Below are 15,568 nucleotides of genomic sequence, written 5' to 3' on the forward strand. Positions count from 1 at the left end.
ATAGGGGCTCCCCGTTCGGCGGCCCGGGTGATACCGGGCAGTAACTTAGCGGTTGGGGATCTTGTACGGGCCGGCGGGGCGGGACGGCAAGGAGGACGGTGGCCTGGCCGAGGGGCTGGAGGGTTCACCTATCAGAGTGGCCGGGACGGCCGGAAAGCCCGGGGTGGAGCGGTTGTACCGGGTGAGTCCGCGGCCGTAGGTGGACGCGTCCGGCGTCATGGGTGGGGACCCGAAAGGGGACACCCGCCCGTATCCTGAAGGCTCTCCCAGGCCATCCAGGCCATCCAGGCCATCCAGGCCGTCCCGGGCCTCGGTGGCGCTCCCGACCACGAAAGCGGAAGTCTCATGCGCGTCTACGTCCCCGTGACCCTCTCCGGCCTCGCCGAGGCGCACAGGACGGGAGAGCTGGGGGCGGGACCGCTCGTCGCCTACGCCGTCACACCGGCGCTGCGCGAGTGGTACCTCTCGGACGACATCGAGGAACTGGAGTACGCCGCCCTGAACCGGGCCGCGCTGGCCTCGCTGCGACTGCTGGCGGCCGACGCCGGCGCGCCGCGGCGCCGGGTCGTGGTCGCCGCCGACGTGTCCGACGGCGCGGCCTCGGCGGCCCCGGACCGGGGGCCCGATCCGGTTGCGCTGGGCGAGGTGCGGCTCGCCGGGCCCCTGCGGCTGGCCAAGGCGGCCTCGGTGCACGTCGACTCGGCCGACGCGGAGGCGGATGTGACCGCCGCGGCCGAGGCCCTCGCGGCGGCGGAGGGCGGGGACGACGACGCCCGGTTCGTCGTGGACGGGGCCGAGGACCACGAGCTGCTGTGGTACGCGACGCAGGAGATCCCGAACCTGGTGGACCCCGGTCACTGACGTTCCGCCGGCCGGCCGTCCCCCGTGGGCCGTCTCGGCCCCCGTCTTGATTGTCAGTGGCGGCGGGTACGTTTTCGGGCATGGGGATGCAGACAGGGGCGCACATCGTCTGGGACTGGAACGGGACGCTGTTCCACGACAATGACGCGATCATCGGGGCGACGAACGCCGCGTTCGCCGAGCTGGGACTGGCGTCGATCACGCTGGAGCAATACCGGGCGCTGTACTGCGTGCCGGTGCCGAAGTTCTACGAGCGGCTGATGGGGCGGCTGCCCACCGACACCGAGTGGGAGGTCATGGACGCGACCTTCCACCGCCACTACACCGAGCACCGGGTGCGGTGCGGGCTCACCGAGGGCGTGGCGGAGCTGCTCGACGGCTGGCGGTCGGCGGGGCGCAGTCAGTCGATCCTCAGCATGTACGGCCATGACGAGCTGGTGCCGCTGGTCAAGGGGTTCGGGATCGAGACGCACTTCATACGTGTCGACGGGCGGATCGGGCCGTCCGGGGGCAGCAAGGCCGAGCACATGGTGCGGCATCTCGCGGAGCTGGCGCTGGCCGGGGTGGATCCCGTTCGTACGGTGGTGATCGGGGACGCCGCGGATGACGCGGTGGCCGCGCGGCATGTGGGGGCGGGGGCGGTGCTGTACACCGGGGGGTCGCACAGCCGGGCCAGTCTGGAGGGGGTCGGGGTGCCGGTGGTGGACACATTGGGGGAGGCCGTGGCGGAGGCGGCGCGGTTGGCGGCGTGACGTCGGATGTGCGGTGACGGTGGCTCTGTGCGGTGACAGTGGCTTGCACGGTGAGGGTGGCTCTGTGCCGTGACGGTGACCTGTGCTGGGACGGTGACTCGTGCTGGTGGGGGCCCGGGGTGGGTGTCGCGGCCCGGCGTCGGGGGTGCCTCCCCGCGCTCGGCTTCTCCCCCACGCTCGGCTGCGCTCGGGCGGGGGCCCCATGAGCGGGAGGGTGCCCCCACCGCCCACCCGTACCGCTCCTGGGGGTACCTCCCAGGCCGTTCAGGCACGGGGGAGGCACGACTCCCGCAGCTGGTCGGGGGCGCGGGCGACTGCCCGCAGCGGCGCGGGGACGGCGGCGGTTCTGTGCAAAACGTCAAAGTTCAGGTTCCGGTTTTGTACACATGCGGCTCGTGACGGGGGCCCCGCAAGGAGCGATAGCCTTGTGGCGTGATCAGCGCGATAGCTCGCGGGGGCACCGGCGCCCCCGCTCTGCGCCCGGTACGCACGGACGACATCCGTGCCCGGGCGGCGGTCGCTGTTCTTCGCGGGCGGGACGGGGCATCGAAGGCCCCCGGTACGGCGCCGCGCACCCCCCGGACGATGGCGGCGAGAGCGACGTCACACCCGGCGAGTGCGGCGACATTGGCTGATATGCCCCCGCTCCTCTCGCCTTGCGGCATAGCGTCGGAACAGACCGGACACCCCGCGTCTCGACGTCATGCCGGAAGGCAGGAGACCGTACTTCCTTCTACGTCACGCAACGGCGCGCGACAGGAGCCAGAGGACAATGCAGACCAAGCTGGACGAAGCCAAGGCCGAGCTGCTCGAAAGGGCTGCGCGGGTAGCTGAGAACAGCCCGGTCGGGGGGCACCTACCGACTGGGACGACGGACGAGGGCACGCCGGACGCCCCGGGCACCCCGGACCACGCATCCGTGTTCGCGTTCCTCCGGCGTTACTACCGGCACACCGCCCCGGAGGACCTGGCCGACCGCGACCCGGTCGACGTCTTCGGAGCCGCCGTCTCGCACTACCGGCTGGCCGGGAACCGCCCGCAGGGCACGGCGAACGTGCGGGTGCACACCCCGACGGTCGAGGAGAACGGCTGGACGTGCAGCCACTCCGTCGTCGAGGTGGTCACGGACGACATGCCCTTCCTCGTCGACTCCGTGACCAACGAGCTGACCCGGCAGGGGCGCGGCATCCACGTCGTCGTCCACCCGCTGATCGTGGTGCGGCGCGACGTGACCGGCAAGCTCGTCGAGGTACTCACCCGCGGGCCCTCCGACGACCTCCCGCACGACGCGCACGTCGAGTCCTGGATCCACGTCGAGTTCGACCGCGAGACCGACCGCGGCGACCTCAAGCAGATCACCGCCGACCTGCTGCGCGTCCTGAACGACGTCCGCGAGACGGTCGAGGACTGGGGCAAGATGCGGGACGCGGCCGTCCGCATCGCGGAGCAGCTGCCGACGGAGCCGGTCCCCGACGACCTCCCCCCGCGGGAGCTGGAGGAGGCCCGCGAGCTGCTGCGCTGGCTGGCCGACGACCACTTCACCTTCCTCGGCTACCGCGAGTATCAGCTGCGTGGCGACGACTCGCTCGCCGCCGTCGCCGGTACCGGCCTCGGCATCCTGCGTTCCGACCCGCACCACGCGGCCGACGAGAGCCACCCGGTCAGCCCGTCCTTCGAGCGGCTGCCCGCCGACGCCCGGGCCAAGGCCCGCGAGCACCGGCTGCTGGTGCTGACCAAGGCCAACAGCCGGGCCACCGTGCACCGGCCGTCGTACCTGGACTACGTCGGCGTCAAGAAGTTCGACGAGCAGGGCAACGTCGTCGGGGAGCGCCGCTTCCTCGGCCTGTTCTCCTCCGCCGCCTACACCGAGTCCGTCCGCCGGGTGCCGGTCGTCCGGCGCAAGGTGGAGGAGGTGCTGGAACGGGCAGGCTTCTCGCCCAACAGCCACGACGGACGGGATCTGCTGCAGATCCTGGAGACGTACCCGCGCGACGAGATGTTCCAGATGCCGGTCGAGGAGCTGGAGCCGGTCGTCACCTCCGTGCTCTACCTCCAGGAGCGGCGCCGTCTCCGTCTCTACCTGCGGCAGGACGAGTACGGGCGCTACTACTCGGCCCTCGTGTACCTCCCCCGCGACCGCTACACCACCGGTGTCCGGCTGCGGATCATCGAGATCCTCAAGGAGGAGCTCGGCGGCACCAGTGTCGACTTCACGGCCTGGAACACCGAGTCGATCCTGTCCCGGCTGCACTTCGTGGTCCGCGTGCCGCAGGGCACCGAGCTGCCGCAGCTGTCCGACGCGGACAAGGAGCGCATCGAGGCCCGTCTCGTCGAGGCCGCCCGTTCCTGGGCCGACGGGTTCGCCGAGGCGCTGACCGCCGAGGTCGGCGAGGAGCGCTCCGCGGAGCTGTTGCGCTACTACGGGAGCGCCTTCCCCGAGGGCTACAAGGCGGACCACGGCCCGCGCTCCGCGGTCGCCGACCTCGGTCACCTGGAGCGGCTCGACGAGAACAGGACGTTCGCGCTGAGCCTGTACGAGCCGGTCGGCGCCGCGCCCGAGGAGCGGCGTTTCAAGATCTACCAGAAGGGCGGCCAGGTCTCCCTGTCGGCCGTCCTGCCGGTGCTCAGCCGGCTCGGCGTCGAGGTCACCGACGAGCGGCCGTACGAGCTGCGCTGCTCGGACCGCACGACCGCCTGGATCTACGACTTCGGGCTGCGCATGCCCAAGTCGGTGGCGGGCGGCGCCGACTACCTCGGCGACGACGCGCGCGAGCGCGTCCAGGACGCCTTCGCCGCCACCTGGACCGGTCAGGCGGAGAACGACGGCTTCAACGCCCTCGTGCTCAGCGCCGGGCTCACCTGGCGGCAGGCGATGGTGCTGCGCGCGTACGCCAAGTACCTGCGGCAGGCCGGGTCGACGTTCAGCCAGGACTACATGGAGGACACCCTCCGCAACAACGTCCACACCACGCGGCTGCTCGTCTCCCTGTTCGAGGCGCGGATGGCTCCCGAGCGCCAGCGTGCCGGGCGCGAGATCGTCGACGCCCTGTTCGAAGAGGTCGACGCGGCCCTCGACCAGGTCGCGAGCCTCGACGAGGACCGGATCCTGCGGTCCTTCCTCACCGTCATCAAGGCGACGCTGCGGACGAACTTCTTCCAGGAGGCGGCGGGCGGCAAGCCCCACGACTACGTCTCCATGAAGTTCGACCCGCAGGCCATCCCGGACCTCCCCGCGCCGCGCCCGGCGTTCGAGATCTGGGTGTACTCGCCGCGCGTCGAGGGCGTGCACCTGCGCTTCGGCAAGGTCGCGCGCGGTGGTCTGCGCTGGTCGGACCGCCGGGAGGACTTCCGCACCGAGATCCTCGGCCTGGTCAAGGCGCAGATGGTGAAGAACACCGTCATCGTGCCGGTCGGCGCCAAGGGCGGCTTCGTCGCCAAGCAGCTGCCCGACCCGAACGCCGACCGCGACGCCTGGATGGCCGAGGGCATCGCCAGCTACAAGACGTTCATCTCGGCGCTGCTCGACATCACCGACAACATGGTGGCCGGCGAGGTCGTGCACCCCGCCGACGTCGTCCGGCACGACGAGGACGACACCTACCTCGTCGTCGCGGCCGACAAGGGCACCGCGAAGTTCTCGGACATCGCCAACGAGGTCGCCGAGTCCTACAACTTCTGGCTCGGCGACGCCTTCGCCTCCGGCGGCTCGGCGGGCTACGACCACAAGGGCATGGGCATCACCGCCCGCGGCGCCTGGGAGTCCGTCAAGCGGCACTTCCGGGAGCTGGGCGTCGACACCCAGACCCAGGACTTCACGGTCGTCGGCATCGGTGACATGTCCGGTGACGTCTTCGGCAACGGCATGCTGCTCAGCGAGCACATCCGCCTGGTCGCCGCCTTCGACCACCGGCACATCGTCATCGACCCGAACCCGGACGCGGCCACCTCGTACGCCGAGCGGCGCCGCCTGTTCGAGCTGCCGCGCTCCTCCTGGGAGGACTACAACACCGAGCTGCTCTCGGCGGGCGGTGGGATCTTCCCGCGCACGGCCAAGTCGATCCCGGTCAACGCGCACGTCCGCGAAGCCCTCGGCATCGAGGCCGGCGTCACCAAGATGACCCCGGCCGACCTGATGAAGGCCATCCTGTCGGCGCCGGTGGACCTGCTGTGGAACGGCGGCATCGGTACGTACGTCAAGGCGTCCACCGAGTCCAACGGCGACGTCGGCGACAAGGGCAACGACGCCATCCGCGTCGACGGCAAGGACCTGCGGGTCCGGGTCGTCGGCGAGGGCGGCAACCTCGGCCTGACCCAGCTGGGCCGGATCGAGTTCGCGCTGCACGGCGGCCGGATCAACACCGACGCCATCGACAACAGCGCGGGCGTGGACACCTCCGACCACGAGGTGAACATCAAGATCCTGCTCAACGGTCTCGTCAAGGACGGCGACATGACCGTCAAGCAGCGCAACAAGCTGCTCGCCGAGATGACCGACGAGGTCGGCGCGCTGGTCCTGCGCAACAACTACGCGCAGAACACGGCGATCGCCAACGCGCTGGCCCAGTCCAAGGACATGCTCCACGCCCAGCAGCGCTTCATGCGCCACCTGGTCAGGGAGGGCCATCTCAACCGGGCCCTGGAGTTCCTGCCCACCGACCGCCAGATCCGCGAACGCCTCGGCGCCGCACAGGGCCTGACCGGCCCGGAGACCGCCGTGCTGCTGGCGTACACGAAGATCACGGTCGCCGAGGAACTGCTGCACACCTCGCTGCCCGACGACCCGTACCTCAAGGGCCTGCTGCACGCGTACTTCCCGACGGCGCTGCGCGAGCAGTTCCCCGACCGGATCGACGGCCACCCGCTGCGCCGCGAGATCACGACGACCGTCCTGGTCAACGACACGGTCAACACGGGCGGTACGACCTATCTGCACCGGATGCGTGAGGAGACCGGCGCGTCGCTTGAGGAGATCGTGCGGGCGCAGACCGCGGCCCGGGCGATCTTCAGCTCCTCCCCGGTGTGGGACGCGGTGGAGGCGCTGGACACCAAGGTCGAGGCCGCCGTGCAGACCCGCATCCGGCTGCACTCGCGGCGCCTGGTCGAGCGGGGCACGCGCTGGCTGCTCAACAACCGGCCGCAGCCGCTGGAGCTGGCCGAGACGGTGGAGTTCTTCGCCGAGCGCGTCGAGCAGGTCTGGTCGCAGCTGCCGAAGCTGCTGCGGGGCGCGGACGCGGAGTGGTACCAGCACATCCACGACGAGCTGACCGCCGCCGGTGTCCCGGACGAGCCGGCCACGCGGGTGGCCGGGTTCTCCTCGGCCTTCCCGACGCTGGACATCGTGTCGGTGGCCGACCGCATGGGCAAGGAGCCGCTGGACGTCGCCGAGGTGTACTACGACCTCGCCGACCGGCTGAGCGTCACCCAGCTGATGGACCGGATCAGCGATCTGCCCCGCAACGACCGCTGGCAGTCCATGGCCCGCGCGGCGATCCGCGAGGACCTGTACGCGGCGCACGCGGCGCTCACCGCCGACGTCCTGGCGGCGGGCAACGGCACGTCGACACCGGAGCAGCGGTTCAAGGCGTGGGAGCAGCAGAACGCGGCGATCCTCGGCCGGGCCCGCACCACGCTGGAGGAGATCCACAACTCGGAGGACTTCGACCTCTCCAACCTGTCGGTGGCGATGCGGACGATGCGGACGCTGCTGCGTACGCATTCGTGACGGCGTGATGCCGTAGCCGCACAGCCGTGCGAGGCGCCCCGGGTCACTCGACCCGGGGCTCCTTCATGTCCGCTCTGTCCGGAAACTCCGCATAAGGTGACGGAGTGACTGGGCGTCTCTGGACCGTACGCGTCGCCGCGCTCGTCCTCCTGCTACTCCTGCTCCTGGCCGTCGTCCGGCTGCCCTGGGCCGGTGACCTGGGCATCCACGCGGCCACCGTCGAGCGTCTGCGGCACAGCCTGCTCGACCCCGGCAATCCGCTGGTCGACGCGGACACGCCCAGCCCGTACTACTCGCCGTGGACGGTGCTGCTCGGCTGTGCGGCCAAGGCGACCGGGTTCTCCGTCTTCGTCGTGCTGCGGCTCGGGGCGCTGGTGGGAATCGGGGTGCTGGTGACAGGGGTGTGGCGGTACGTGCGGGTGCTGAGCGCGCGTCCGGCGGCGCCTCCGCTCGCGCTCCTCAGCCTGGTCCTGCTGTGGGGCACGGCACAGGTCAGCTGGAGCGGCTTCCTCGGGCTCCACTCCCTCGCGCTGACGGTGGCGTATCCGAGCGTGTTCGCGCTCGGTCTCGCCTTCCACCTGTGGGCGTGGCTGTCGCGGGCGCAGGGGTGGGGTGCCCGGCTCGGGTGCGGAGTGCTGTGGGCGGTGATCCTCCTCGTCCACCAGTTCTCCGGCGTCGTGGCTTCGCTGGGCGCGCTCGCCGTCGTGTGCTCGGCGCGGACCGGGTGGCGGGCGCCCGGGCGCTTCGCCGTGGGCCTGGCGCTCGGGGTGGGGGTGCTGTGGGTCTGGCCGTACTACTACTTCTTCGCGCTGCTCGGCGCCGGGGACGGGATGAACGCGGTGCACCGGTCGCTGTACCGGGACCTGCCCGGGCGGTACTGGCTGGTGCTGGCGGGGGTGGCGGCGCTGGGCGTGCGGTGGTGGCGGGACCGGCGGGACGTGCTGGTGCTGTTCTTCGTCCTGGGAGCGGTGCTGTTCGCGGCGGGCGGGGTGAGCGGGCACTGGTCGTGGGGGCGGGTGCTGCCCGCCGCGCTGATTCCGGCGCAGCTCGCGGTGGCGCTGGAGGTGGTGGAGGCCGGGCGGCGGGCGGTGCGGGCCGGGTGGGCGTGCGTGCTGGGCGCGGCGCTGGTCGTGGGGGCGTGGGCGCAGGCGGGGACGCTTGGGTACGTGGTGGACCGGGGGCTGCTGCCGGGAGTGGTCGAGGCGAAGTACCGGGAGCCCTGGACCGGATACCACTGGATCACGCCGTGGGTGGGGTACGGGGACGTGGTCATGGCGAGGACGTTTCCGTCGCGGCAGATCCCGGCCTACGGGCCGTACACCGTGGCTCCCGGGTATCCAGACTTCTTCCTGCGGGACGAGGAGGAGCGGGTGGCGGCGGCGCGGACGTACTTCTCCAAGGGGGCGGCCGGCGGTGTGCGGCGCGGGATCGCGCGGGAGTACGGGGTGCGGTGGGTGGTGGATCGGGGGGACGGGCTCCGGGGTGCCGGGGGGCTGCGGGTGGTGACGCGGGGGCCGGACGGGCAGATCCTGTACGAGGTGGTGGGGTGAGAGCCGGGCGGGGTGCCGCGGGCGGGTTCAGCGCAGGACGCTCGCCGCCAGGCGGACCGCCCGCTTCACACGTGGCGTGGCCAGGCGGCGTACCGCCGGGTGGATGAGCACCGCCGCCGGGCCCACCGGCTGCCAGCGGATCTGGAGCCGGCCCGGGTCGTGGCCCTCCGGTTCCACCGTGACCCGGTGGGGCAGGGCGCCCGAGTGGTAGGGGACCCGGGCGGCGAGGGGGGTGAAGGCGAGCGGGGCCAGGAGGATGCCCGTGTGGGTCTGGCCCTGGTGGCGGAGGCGGAGTACGGGGTGGCGGACGCCCTCGAAGCCCTGGAGGGGGAGGCGGGCCGACGCCAGGTCCAGGCGCACGCGGCCCTCGAAGACGCCGGGGCGGACGGGGCAGAGGCGGAAGGGGACCGCGAGGCGGCGGCGGCCGGGGCTGAGGTGGAGGGTGGCGCGCTGGGGGCCGACCGGCAGGCGCAGGGCCGGGTCGTAGGTGCGGACGGTCAGGTCCATCGAGGCGCCGGGGCCCCGCTCGATCCCGGTCACCTCGTGGCGGAGCCGGGCGGTGAAGAACGGGCGGGTGTCCAGGTCCAGGCCCGTCAGGTCGAGTTCGCGGCGGGCCTGTTCGGAGTGCGGGACCTCCTCGCCCCAGTAGGTGCGGCCGTCCGCCGGGTCCGATGTGGTCCGGCGCGGGGCGACCTCGTGACCGAGGCCCCGGGCGGCGAGGCGTACGTCGGACAGGCGGCGGTCGCGGACCAGTTGGAGGACGACCCGTTCGGCGCGGGGGAGTCGGGCGTAGGCGCCCGGGGCCAGTGTGTCGAGGTACGGGGTCACGATGTCCGCGAAGGACGCGAGCCACGCGTCGTCCCGGTACGGCAGGTCACCGGCGTACATCCGGAAGTCGTGCTTGAGGAACTTGAAGTCCTTGTCCTCGCGCAACGACACGTGCCCGCTCTCGGCCAGGAACGCGTCGATGAGACGCTGCACGTGGACGCGGTCGCGGACGTTGGTCAGCTTGTGCCGCTGGTTGGATATGGAGGCCGTCTCGGAGGCGGCGTACGGGGCGACGTACCAGCGGTAGACCGGCTCGGGGACGACGGTGAACGTCTTGGCCAGGCAGTACGCCTGCGCCGAGAAGAGCTGGTCCTCGTAGTGGATGCCCTCGGGGAAGCGCAGGTCGTGCCGGTCGAGGAAGGCGCGGGCGTACATCTTGCTGGTCGACAGGTGCTCGAAGAACAGCCGTGGGTCGGCCTCGACGCCGTCGAGGGTGCGGCGTTCGGCGACCAGGTGCGGCATCCACGTCGTCCGGCGTCCGCCGTCCACGCGTATCCGGTGCACCGCGCCCATCGCGAAGTCGATGTCGCGTTCGCGGTGGGCGGCGAGCAGGACCTCGACGGCGCGCTCGGGGAGTTCGTCGTCGCTGTCCAGGAACATCAGGTACGGCGCCCGCGCGATCTCCAGGGCGCGGTTGCGCGGGGCGCTGCAGCCGCCGCTGTTCTCGGGCAGGCGGAGGTGGACGACGCGGGGGTCGCGGGCGGCGAGTCCGCGGGCCACGTCCTCGGTCGCGTCCGTCGAGTGGTCGTCGCTGATGACGACCTCGATGTTGGCGTGGGTCTGGCGCAGGGCGGACGCGACCGCGCGGGGGAGGCGCTCGGCGTCGTTGTAGACGATGACCGTGACGGTGACGTCGGGCGTGCTCGCGGAAGTGGTCATGGACGTGCTCATGACGCGGTCGCCTCCTCGGGGCTCGGTGCCGGGGTGCGTTCCTCGACCGGAAGTACGGGGGGCAGCGTCCGTTCGTCCTCGCCGAGGAAGATCCGGCGTACGACGCGCTCTGCGGCGCGGCCGTCGTCGTACTCGCAGAACCGGCGCCGGAAGGCGGCCCGCGCCTTCGCCGCGCGTTCGTCGCGCCAGGCGTGCGTGGTGAGGATCTCCGACAGCTCCGCCTGGTCGCGGGCGACCGGGCCCGGGGCCTCGGCCATCAGGTCGAAGTAGACGCCCCGGGTGGTGCGGTACGTCTCCCAGTCGTCGGCGTGGATCACGATCGGGCGGTCGAGGTTGGCGTAGTCGAACATGATCGACGAGTAGTCCGTGACCAGCGCGTCGGCGGCCAGGCACAGCTCCTCGACGGGGTCGTAGGAGGAGACGTCGATGATCCGGCCGGTGCGGCGCAGGCCCGCCAGCGGAGAGGCGGCGGTCTCGTAGAAGTAGTGGGCGCGCACCAGCAGGATCGTTTCCTCGCCGAGTCGGTCGGCGAGGGCGGCGAGGTCCAGGCGCGGGGTCCAGCCGGCCTCGTAGTCGCGGTGGGTGGGCGCGTAGAGGATCGCCCGGTGGCCGGGCGCGATGCCCAGGCGTTCGCGGACCGCGCGGACCTCGGCGGCGCCGGCGGTGTAGTAGACGTCGTTGCGCGGATAGCCGTGGTCGAGGGAGGTGTGGCGGGACGGGTACGCCCGTTGCCACATGCGGGTGGAGTGGCTGTTGGCCGAGACGCTGTAGTCCCACTTGTCGACGCGTTCCAGCAGGGCCTGGAAGTCCAGGCCCCGGGCGGCGGCGGGGTACGGCATCTGGTCCAGGCCCATGCGCTTGAGCGGGGTGCCGTGGTGGGTCTGGACGTGCACGGTGCCGGGGCGTTTGACGACCGCGTCCGGGAAGTTGACGTTGTTGACGAGGTACTTGGCGCGCGCCAGCACCTCCCAGTAGCGGCGGGTGCCGGGCACGACGTGGTCGGTGCCGGGCGGCAGCAGGGCGGCGCCCGGGGCGGTGACCACCCACACCGGGTGGACGCTCGGCGCGAGTTCCGCGAGCTTGGCGGCGATGGCGGCCGGGTTGCAGGCCACGCCGCGGGCCCAGTACGCCGAGAAGACGGCGAGGTGCGGATCGACCGGCTCGGCGAGCGCCCGACGGTACTGGAGGGCGCGCAGCCGCGTCCCGGCCCGGTGCCGGCCGGTGCGCGCCGCCGACCGCATCCTGCGGCGCGTGCGGTTGGCGGCCTGGAGCGCGCGGTACTCGGCGCGGGCGTCCCGCTCCAGCAGCGACCGGCGTACGCCTTCGAGGCCGGCCGGGCGCCGGTGGCCTTCGGGGCGGTGGCGCCGGGCGGCCAGGGACGCCCGGTGGAAGAACTCCCGCGCCACGCCGTCCGGCATCCCGGCGCGGGCGAAGGTGCGCAGGCAGTCGCGGACCATCAGGTCGTACAGGACGGTGTGGACGGCCGGGCGGCCGGCGGCCAGGTCGAGGAGCGTCTCGTAGCGCTCGACCAGGGCGTAGCGCTGCTTCGCCGTGACCGGCGGCAGGCTCTCGGGGCGCAGCCGGCGCTGCTCGTACGCGGGGTGGGGCAGACAGGCCACTCGATCGGCGAGCAGCAGGGCGGCGTACGCGGCGAAGGGCTCGTCGTCGGTGGTGAGGAGGCGCTCGTGGGCCCGCCAGAAGCCGGCGCGCACGGCGCGGTTGCCGAGCAGCGGGGTCAGTCCGAGCAGCGCCGCGCGGTCGTCGAGGGCGAGGCCGGCGCGGCCCGCGCGGGCGAGGCGGGGCCCGTCCGGGGAGGGCAGGCCGCAGGCTCGCCAGGTGCTGCGGACGTGGTCGAAGAGCAGGACGTCCACGGTGCCGTGCCCGGTGTCGGGGAGGTTCGCGGCGTGCTCGGCGATGGTGCGCGGGGCGCCGGGAGGCAGCCCGTCCTTGGCGTGGACGAAGTGCAGCCACCGGCCCGACGCCCGCGCCGCCCCCGCCGCGCGGGCCGCGGCGTCGCCCGCCCCGTCCGGCAGCGGCAGGACGGTGAACGCCGGGGTGTGCCGCTCGGCCGCCTCCCGTGCCCAGTCCCCGACGGCGGCGACGATCACCTCGACGCCGGTGAGGGGGTGGGCGTCGAGGGTGTCGAGGAGGGCGGGCAGGTGGTCCTGGACGTTGGGGCCGTGGACGATGACGCTGAGGTCGGGGGTCTCGGGCATCGCGGGGACTCCTTCGCCGTCGTCGTCGCTCCCGGCGCTCTCCTGTTCGGTCGTTCGGCCATAGTGGCACTAATCGGGCAAAAGGGTTAACCGTGCGTACGCCTCCCGGGGGAGGGGGCGCGCTCGGGGCGAGGTCAGGCGGCCGTCTTCGCCTTCGGGGCGGGCTTGGCCGCCGGCTTGGGCTTCGCCGCCCTGTCCGGGCCGCCGGTGAACTTCTCGTACTCCTTCAGGACCTCCTCCGTCGGCCCGTCCATGCGCAGCTCACCGCGCTCCAGCCACAGCACCCGGTCGCAGGTGTCGCGGATGGACTTGTTGCTGTGGCTGACCAGGAACACCGTGCCGGCGTGCCTGCGCAGCTCCCGGATGCGTTCCTCGGACCGCTTCTGGAAGGAGCGGTCGCCGGTGGCCAGGGCCTCGTCGACGAGGAGGACGTCGTGGTCCTTGGCGGCGGCGATGGAGAAGCGCAGCCGGGCCGCCATGCCGGAGGAGTACGTGCGCATCGGCAGGGTGATGAAGTCGCCCTTGTCGTTGATGCCGGAGAAGTCGACGATCTCCTGGTAGCGCTCCCTGATCTGCGCGCGGGACATGCCCATCGCCAGGCCGCCGAGGTGGACGTTGCGCTCGCCGGTGAGGTCGTTCATCAGGGCCGCGTTGACGCCGAGGAGGGAGGGCTGGCCGTCCGTGTAGATGCGTCCGTTCTCCACCGGGAGCAGGCCGGCGACCGCCTTGAGCAGCGTCGACTTGCCGGAGCCGTTGGTGCCGATCAGCCCGATCGCCTCACCGCGGTACGCGACGAAGGACACGTTCTTCACTGCGTGCACCCGGCGCACGCCCGCCGCCTTCTCGGCCTTCCTGCCGCGCAGGATGCGGTTCAGGGCGGCGGTCGCGGAGCCGCGGCCGGCGCCGGTGCCGTTGACCCGGTAGACGATGTCGACGCCGTCGGCGACGACGGTGGGGACGCGCTCGTCCGCCTGCTTGCCCATGTCGTTGCCGTTGTTGTCAGCCACGTCCGTACGTCTCCTCGGCCTTCCAGAAGTAGATGAAGCCGCCGATCCCGGCGACCAGGGCCCAGCCCACGGCCATCGCCCAGACGTGGTCCGGCAGCATGCCGCCGCCGAAGCTGTCGATCAGCGCGAAGCGCATCAGGTCGATGTAGACGACGGCCGGGTTGACCTGGAGGAGGGGGCCGACCCATGAGGGCAGGCCGCTGTCCGGGCCGGTCATGTGATGGATGCTGAACATGACGCCCGAGCCGTACATCCAGGTCCGCAGCAGGAACGGCATCAGCTGGGCCATGTCGGGGATCTTGGAGCCCACCCGGGCCATGACCAGCGCCACGCCCGCGTTGAACACGAACTGCAGCGCCAGCGCCGGGACGGCCAGCGCCCAGGAGGCGGCGGGCGGTACGCCGAAGGCGAGCAGGATCACGACCAGGGCGGCCATCGAGAACATCAGCTGCTGCAACTGCTGGAGGCAGAAGGAGACCGGCAGTGCCGCCCTCGGGAAGTGCAGGGCGCGCACGAGGCCGAGGTTGCCGGAGACGGCCTTGGTGCCCGCCATGATCGAGCTCTGCGTGAACGTCCACACGAACACGCCGGTGACCAGGAACGGGACGAAGTCCTCCACGCCCCGGCTGGTGTTCATCAGCATGCCGAAGATGAAGTAGTACACCGCCGCGTTGAGCAGGGGCGTCATCACCTGCCAGACCTGGCCCAGCTTGGCCTGGCTGTACTGGGCGGTGAGCTTGGCGGTGGCGAAGGCGGTGATGAAGTGCCGGCGCGCCCACAGCTGACGGACGTACTCGGGCAGGGAGGGGCGGGCGCCGCTGACCGACAGACCGTGGCGGGCGGCGAGGGCCGCCGGGTCGTGGTCGGCGGGGACGGGGGCGACCGCGTCCGGTGTCGGGGGCGGTGTGTGGAGGACCTGACTCACATCCGCTGCTTTCGCTCGGGGGTGGAGGTGCGCCCGTCGTTCACCGGGGTGACCGGGAGCGTTCACTTACGTCGGGACGGGACCGTATCGTCGTAACGTGAGCGTAGGGCTTGGTTGCGACGGAACGCAACCGTTTCGTCGTAACGCCCCTATGCTTGGCTCGCATGACGACCAACGCCGACGAGCCGCGCCCGCGCCGCCGGGCCCCCGCCGGGGCGGCCGTGCTCCGTGAGGACGTGACGGAAGCCATCCGGGCGGCGGTCTTCGGGGAGCTCGCGGCGGTCGGCTACGCGCGGATGTCCATCGAGGGGATCGCGCGCCGCGCGGGGGTCGGCAAGACGGCCGTCTACCGGCGCTGGCGCTCCAAGCTGCACCTGGTGCTCGACATCGTCTCCGCGCTCGCCGTGCAGGGCCTGCCCGCGCCCGACACCGGGTCCCTGGAGGGTGACCTGCGGCTGCTGTACGAGGTGACGTCCCGTGCTCTGCGCCACCCGGTGGCGTCCCAGATCATCCCCGACCTCCAGGCGGAGGCGGCCCGCAATCCCGACATCGCCGAGGCCATGCGGAAGACCCTGCGGGAGGGCCAGGACGGAGTCGCCAGCAGGATCCTCGCGGCGGCGACGGAACGCGGCGAGCTGGGCCCCGCCGTCGACACCGACCTGGCCCTCGACCTGATCTCGGGCCCGCTGTACTGGCGCTCGGTGGTCATCCGCAGCCCGAAGCTGCCGAAGGGCTACCTGGCGGCGCTGGCGCGGGCGACGGCGGCGGGGCTCAAGGCTCTCTGATACCGGCCGGTACTTGTCGGCGGCTCCTGTC

At 72.1% G+C, this 15,568-nt stretch carries 9 protein-coding genes; 5 read left to right on the forward strand and 4 right to left on the reverse strand.

What is annotated here, in order from left to right:
• Positions 1 to 345: 345 nt before the first annotated feature.
• The 4 genes from ACIQ1J_RS23775 (at position 346) to ACIQ1J_RS23790 (ending at position 8,885) form a co-directional block, all read left to right on the forward strand.
• The gene (locus ACIQ1J_RS23775; RefSeq protein WP_403559766.1) at positions 346 to 861 is read left to right on the forward strand and encodes a DUF6912 family protein; all 516 of its coding nucleotides are present in this window, start codon (positions 346 to 348) and stop codon (positions 859 to 861) included.
• Positions 862 to 941: 80 nt separating this feature from the next.
• Positions 942 to 1,613: an HAD family hydrolase gene (locus tag ACIQ1J_RS23780; protein ID WP_403559769.1), complete on the forward strand. Its 672-nt coding sequence runs from the start codon at positions 942 to 944 to the stop codon at positions 1,611 to 1,613.
• Positions 1,614 to 2,385: 772 nt separating this feature from the next.
• Positions 2,386 to 7,335, forward strand: a complete 4,950-nt coding sequence (locus tag ACIQ1J_RS23785; RefSeq protein WP_403559771.1) for an NAD-glutamate dehydrogenase — start codon at positions 2,386 to 2,388, stop codon at positions 7,333 to 7,335.
• Positions 7,336 to 7,439: 104 nt separating this feature from the next.
• Positions 7,440 to 8,885 (forward strand): hypothetical protein, encoded by a 1,446-nt coding sequence (locus ACIQ1J_RS23790; protein WP_403559774.1) that lies wholly within the window; start codon positions 7,440 to 7,442, stop codon positions 8,883 to 8,885.
• A gap of 27 nt (positions 8,886 to 8,912) precedes the next feature.
• Here the strand turns inward: ACIQ1J_RS23790 and ACIQ1J_RS23795 are convergent, their stop codons facing one another.
• From ACIQ1J_RS23795 to ACIQ1J_RS23810, 4 genes are all read right to left on the reverse strand, one after another.
• Positions 8,913 to 10,604 (reverse strand): glycosyltransferase family 2 protein, encoded by a 1,692-nt coding sequence (locus ACIQ1J_RS23795; protein ID WP_403559777.1) that lies wholly within the window; start codon positions 10,602 to 10,604, stop codon positions 8,913 to 8,915.
• On the reverse strand, positions 10,601 to 12,820 hold the full coding sequence (locus tag ACIQ1J_RS23800) for a CDP-glycerol glycerophosphotransferase family protein (RefSeq protein ID WP_403559780.1): 2,220 nt from the start codon (positions 12,818 to 12,820) through the stop codon (positions 10,601 to 10,603). The genes ACIQ1J_RS23795 and ACIQ1J_RS23800 overlap by 4 nt, the downstream gene beginning before the upstream one ends.
• 134 nt (positions 12,821 to 12,954) lie before the next feature.
• Positions 12,955 to 13,803 (reverse strand): ABC transporter ATP-binding protein, encoded by an 849-nt coding sequence (locus ACIQ1J_RS23805; RefSeq protein ID WP_403560226.1) that lies wholly within the window; start codon positions 13,801 to 13,803, stop codon positions 12,955 to 12,957.
• A gap of 16 nt (positions 13,804 to 13,819) precedes the next feature.
• On the reverse strand, positions 13,820 to 14,752 hold the full coding sequence (locus ACIQ1J_RS23810; protein ID WP_403559783.1) for an ABC transporter permease: 933 nt from the start codon (positions 14,750 to 14,752) through the stop codon (positions 13,820 to 13,822).
• Between the two features lie 164 nt (positions 14,753 to 14,916).
• Here ACIQ1J_RS23810 and ACIQ1J_RS23815 point away from each other — a divergent pair, with 164 nt between their 5' ends.
• Complete coding sequence (locus ACIQ1J_RS23815) at positions 14,917 to 15,537, forward strand: TetR/AcrR family transcriptional regulator (RefSeq protein WP_403559786.1); 621 nt, start codon at positions 14,917 to 14,919, stop codon at positions 15,535 to 15,537.
• Positions 15,538 to 15,568: the final 31 nt, after the last annotated feature.

Origin of the sequence: Streptomyces sp. NPDC097107 (genome assembly GCF_044762405.1) — a bacterium.
GTDB classification, from domain to species: Bacteria; Actinomycetota; Actinomycetes; order Streptomycetales; family Streptomycetaceae; genus Streptomyces; species Streptomyces thinghirensis.

Coding starts and splice junctions, on each gene's coding strand:
- ACIQ1J_RS23785 (WP_403559771.1), top strand. CDS start 2,386: ATGCAGACCAAGCTGGACGAAGCCAAGGCCGAGCTGCTCGAAAGGGCT.
- ACIQ1J_RS23775 (WP_403559766.1), top strand. CDS start 346: ATGCGCGTCTACGTCCCCGTGACCCTCTCCGGCCTCGCCGAGGCGCAC.
- ACIQ1J_RS23815 (WP_403559786.1), top strand. CDS start 14,917: ATGACGACCAACGCCGACGAGCCGCGCCCGCGCCGCCGGGCCCCCGCC.
- ACIQ1J_RS23795 (WP_403559777.1), bottom strand. CDS start 10,604: ATGAGCACGTCCATGACCACTTCCGCGAGCACGCCCGACGTCACCGTC.
- ACIQ1J_RS23800 (WP_403559780.1), bottom strand. CDS start 12,820: ATGCCCGAGACCCCCGACCTCAGCGTCATCGTCCACGGCCCCAACGTC.
- ACIQ1J_RS23780 (WP_403559769.1), top strand. CDS start 942: ATGGGGATGCAGACAGGGGCGCACATCGTCTGGGACTGGAACGGGACG.
- ACIQ1J_RS23805 (WP_403560226.1), bottom strand. CDS start 13,803: ATGGGCAAGCAGGCGGACGAGCGCGTCCCCACCGTCGTCGCCGACGGC.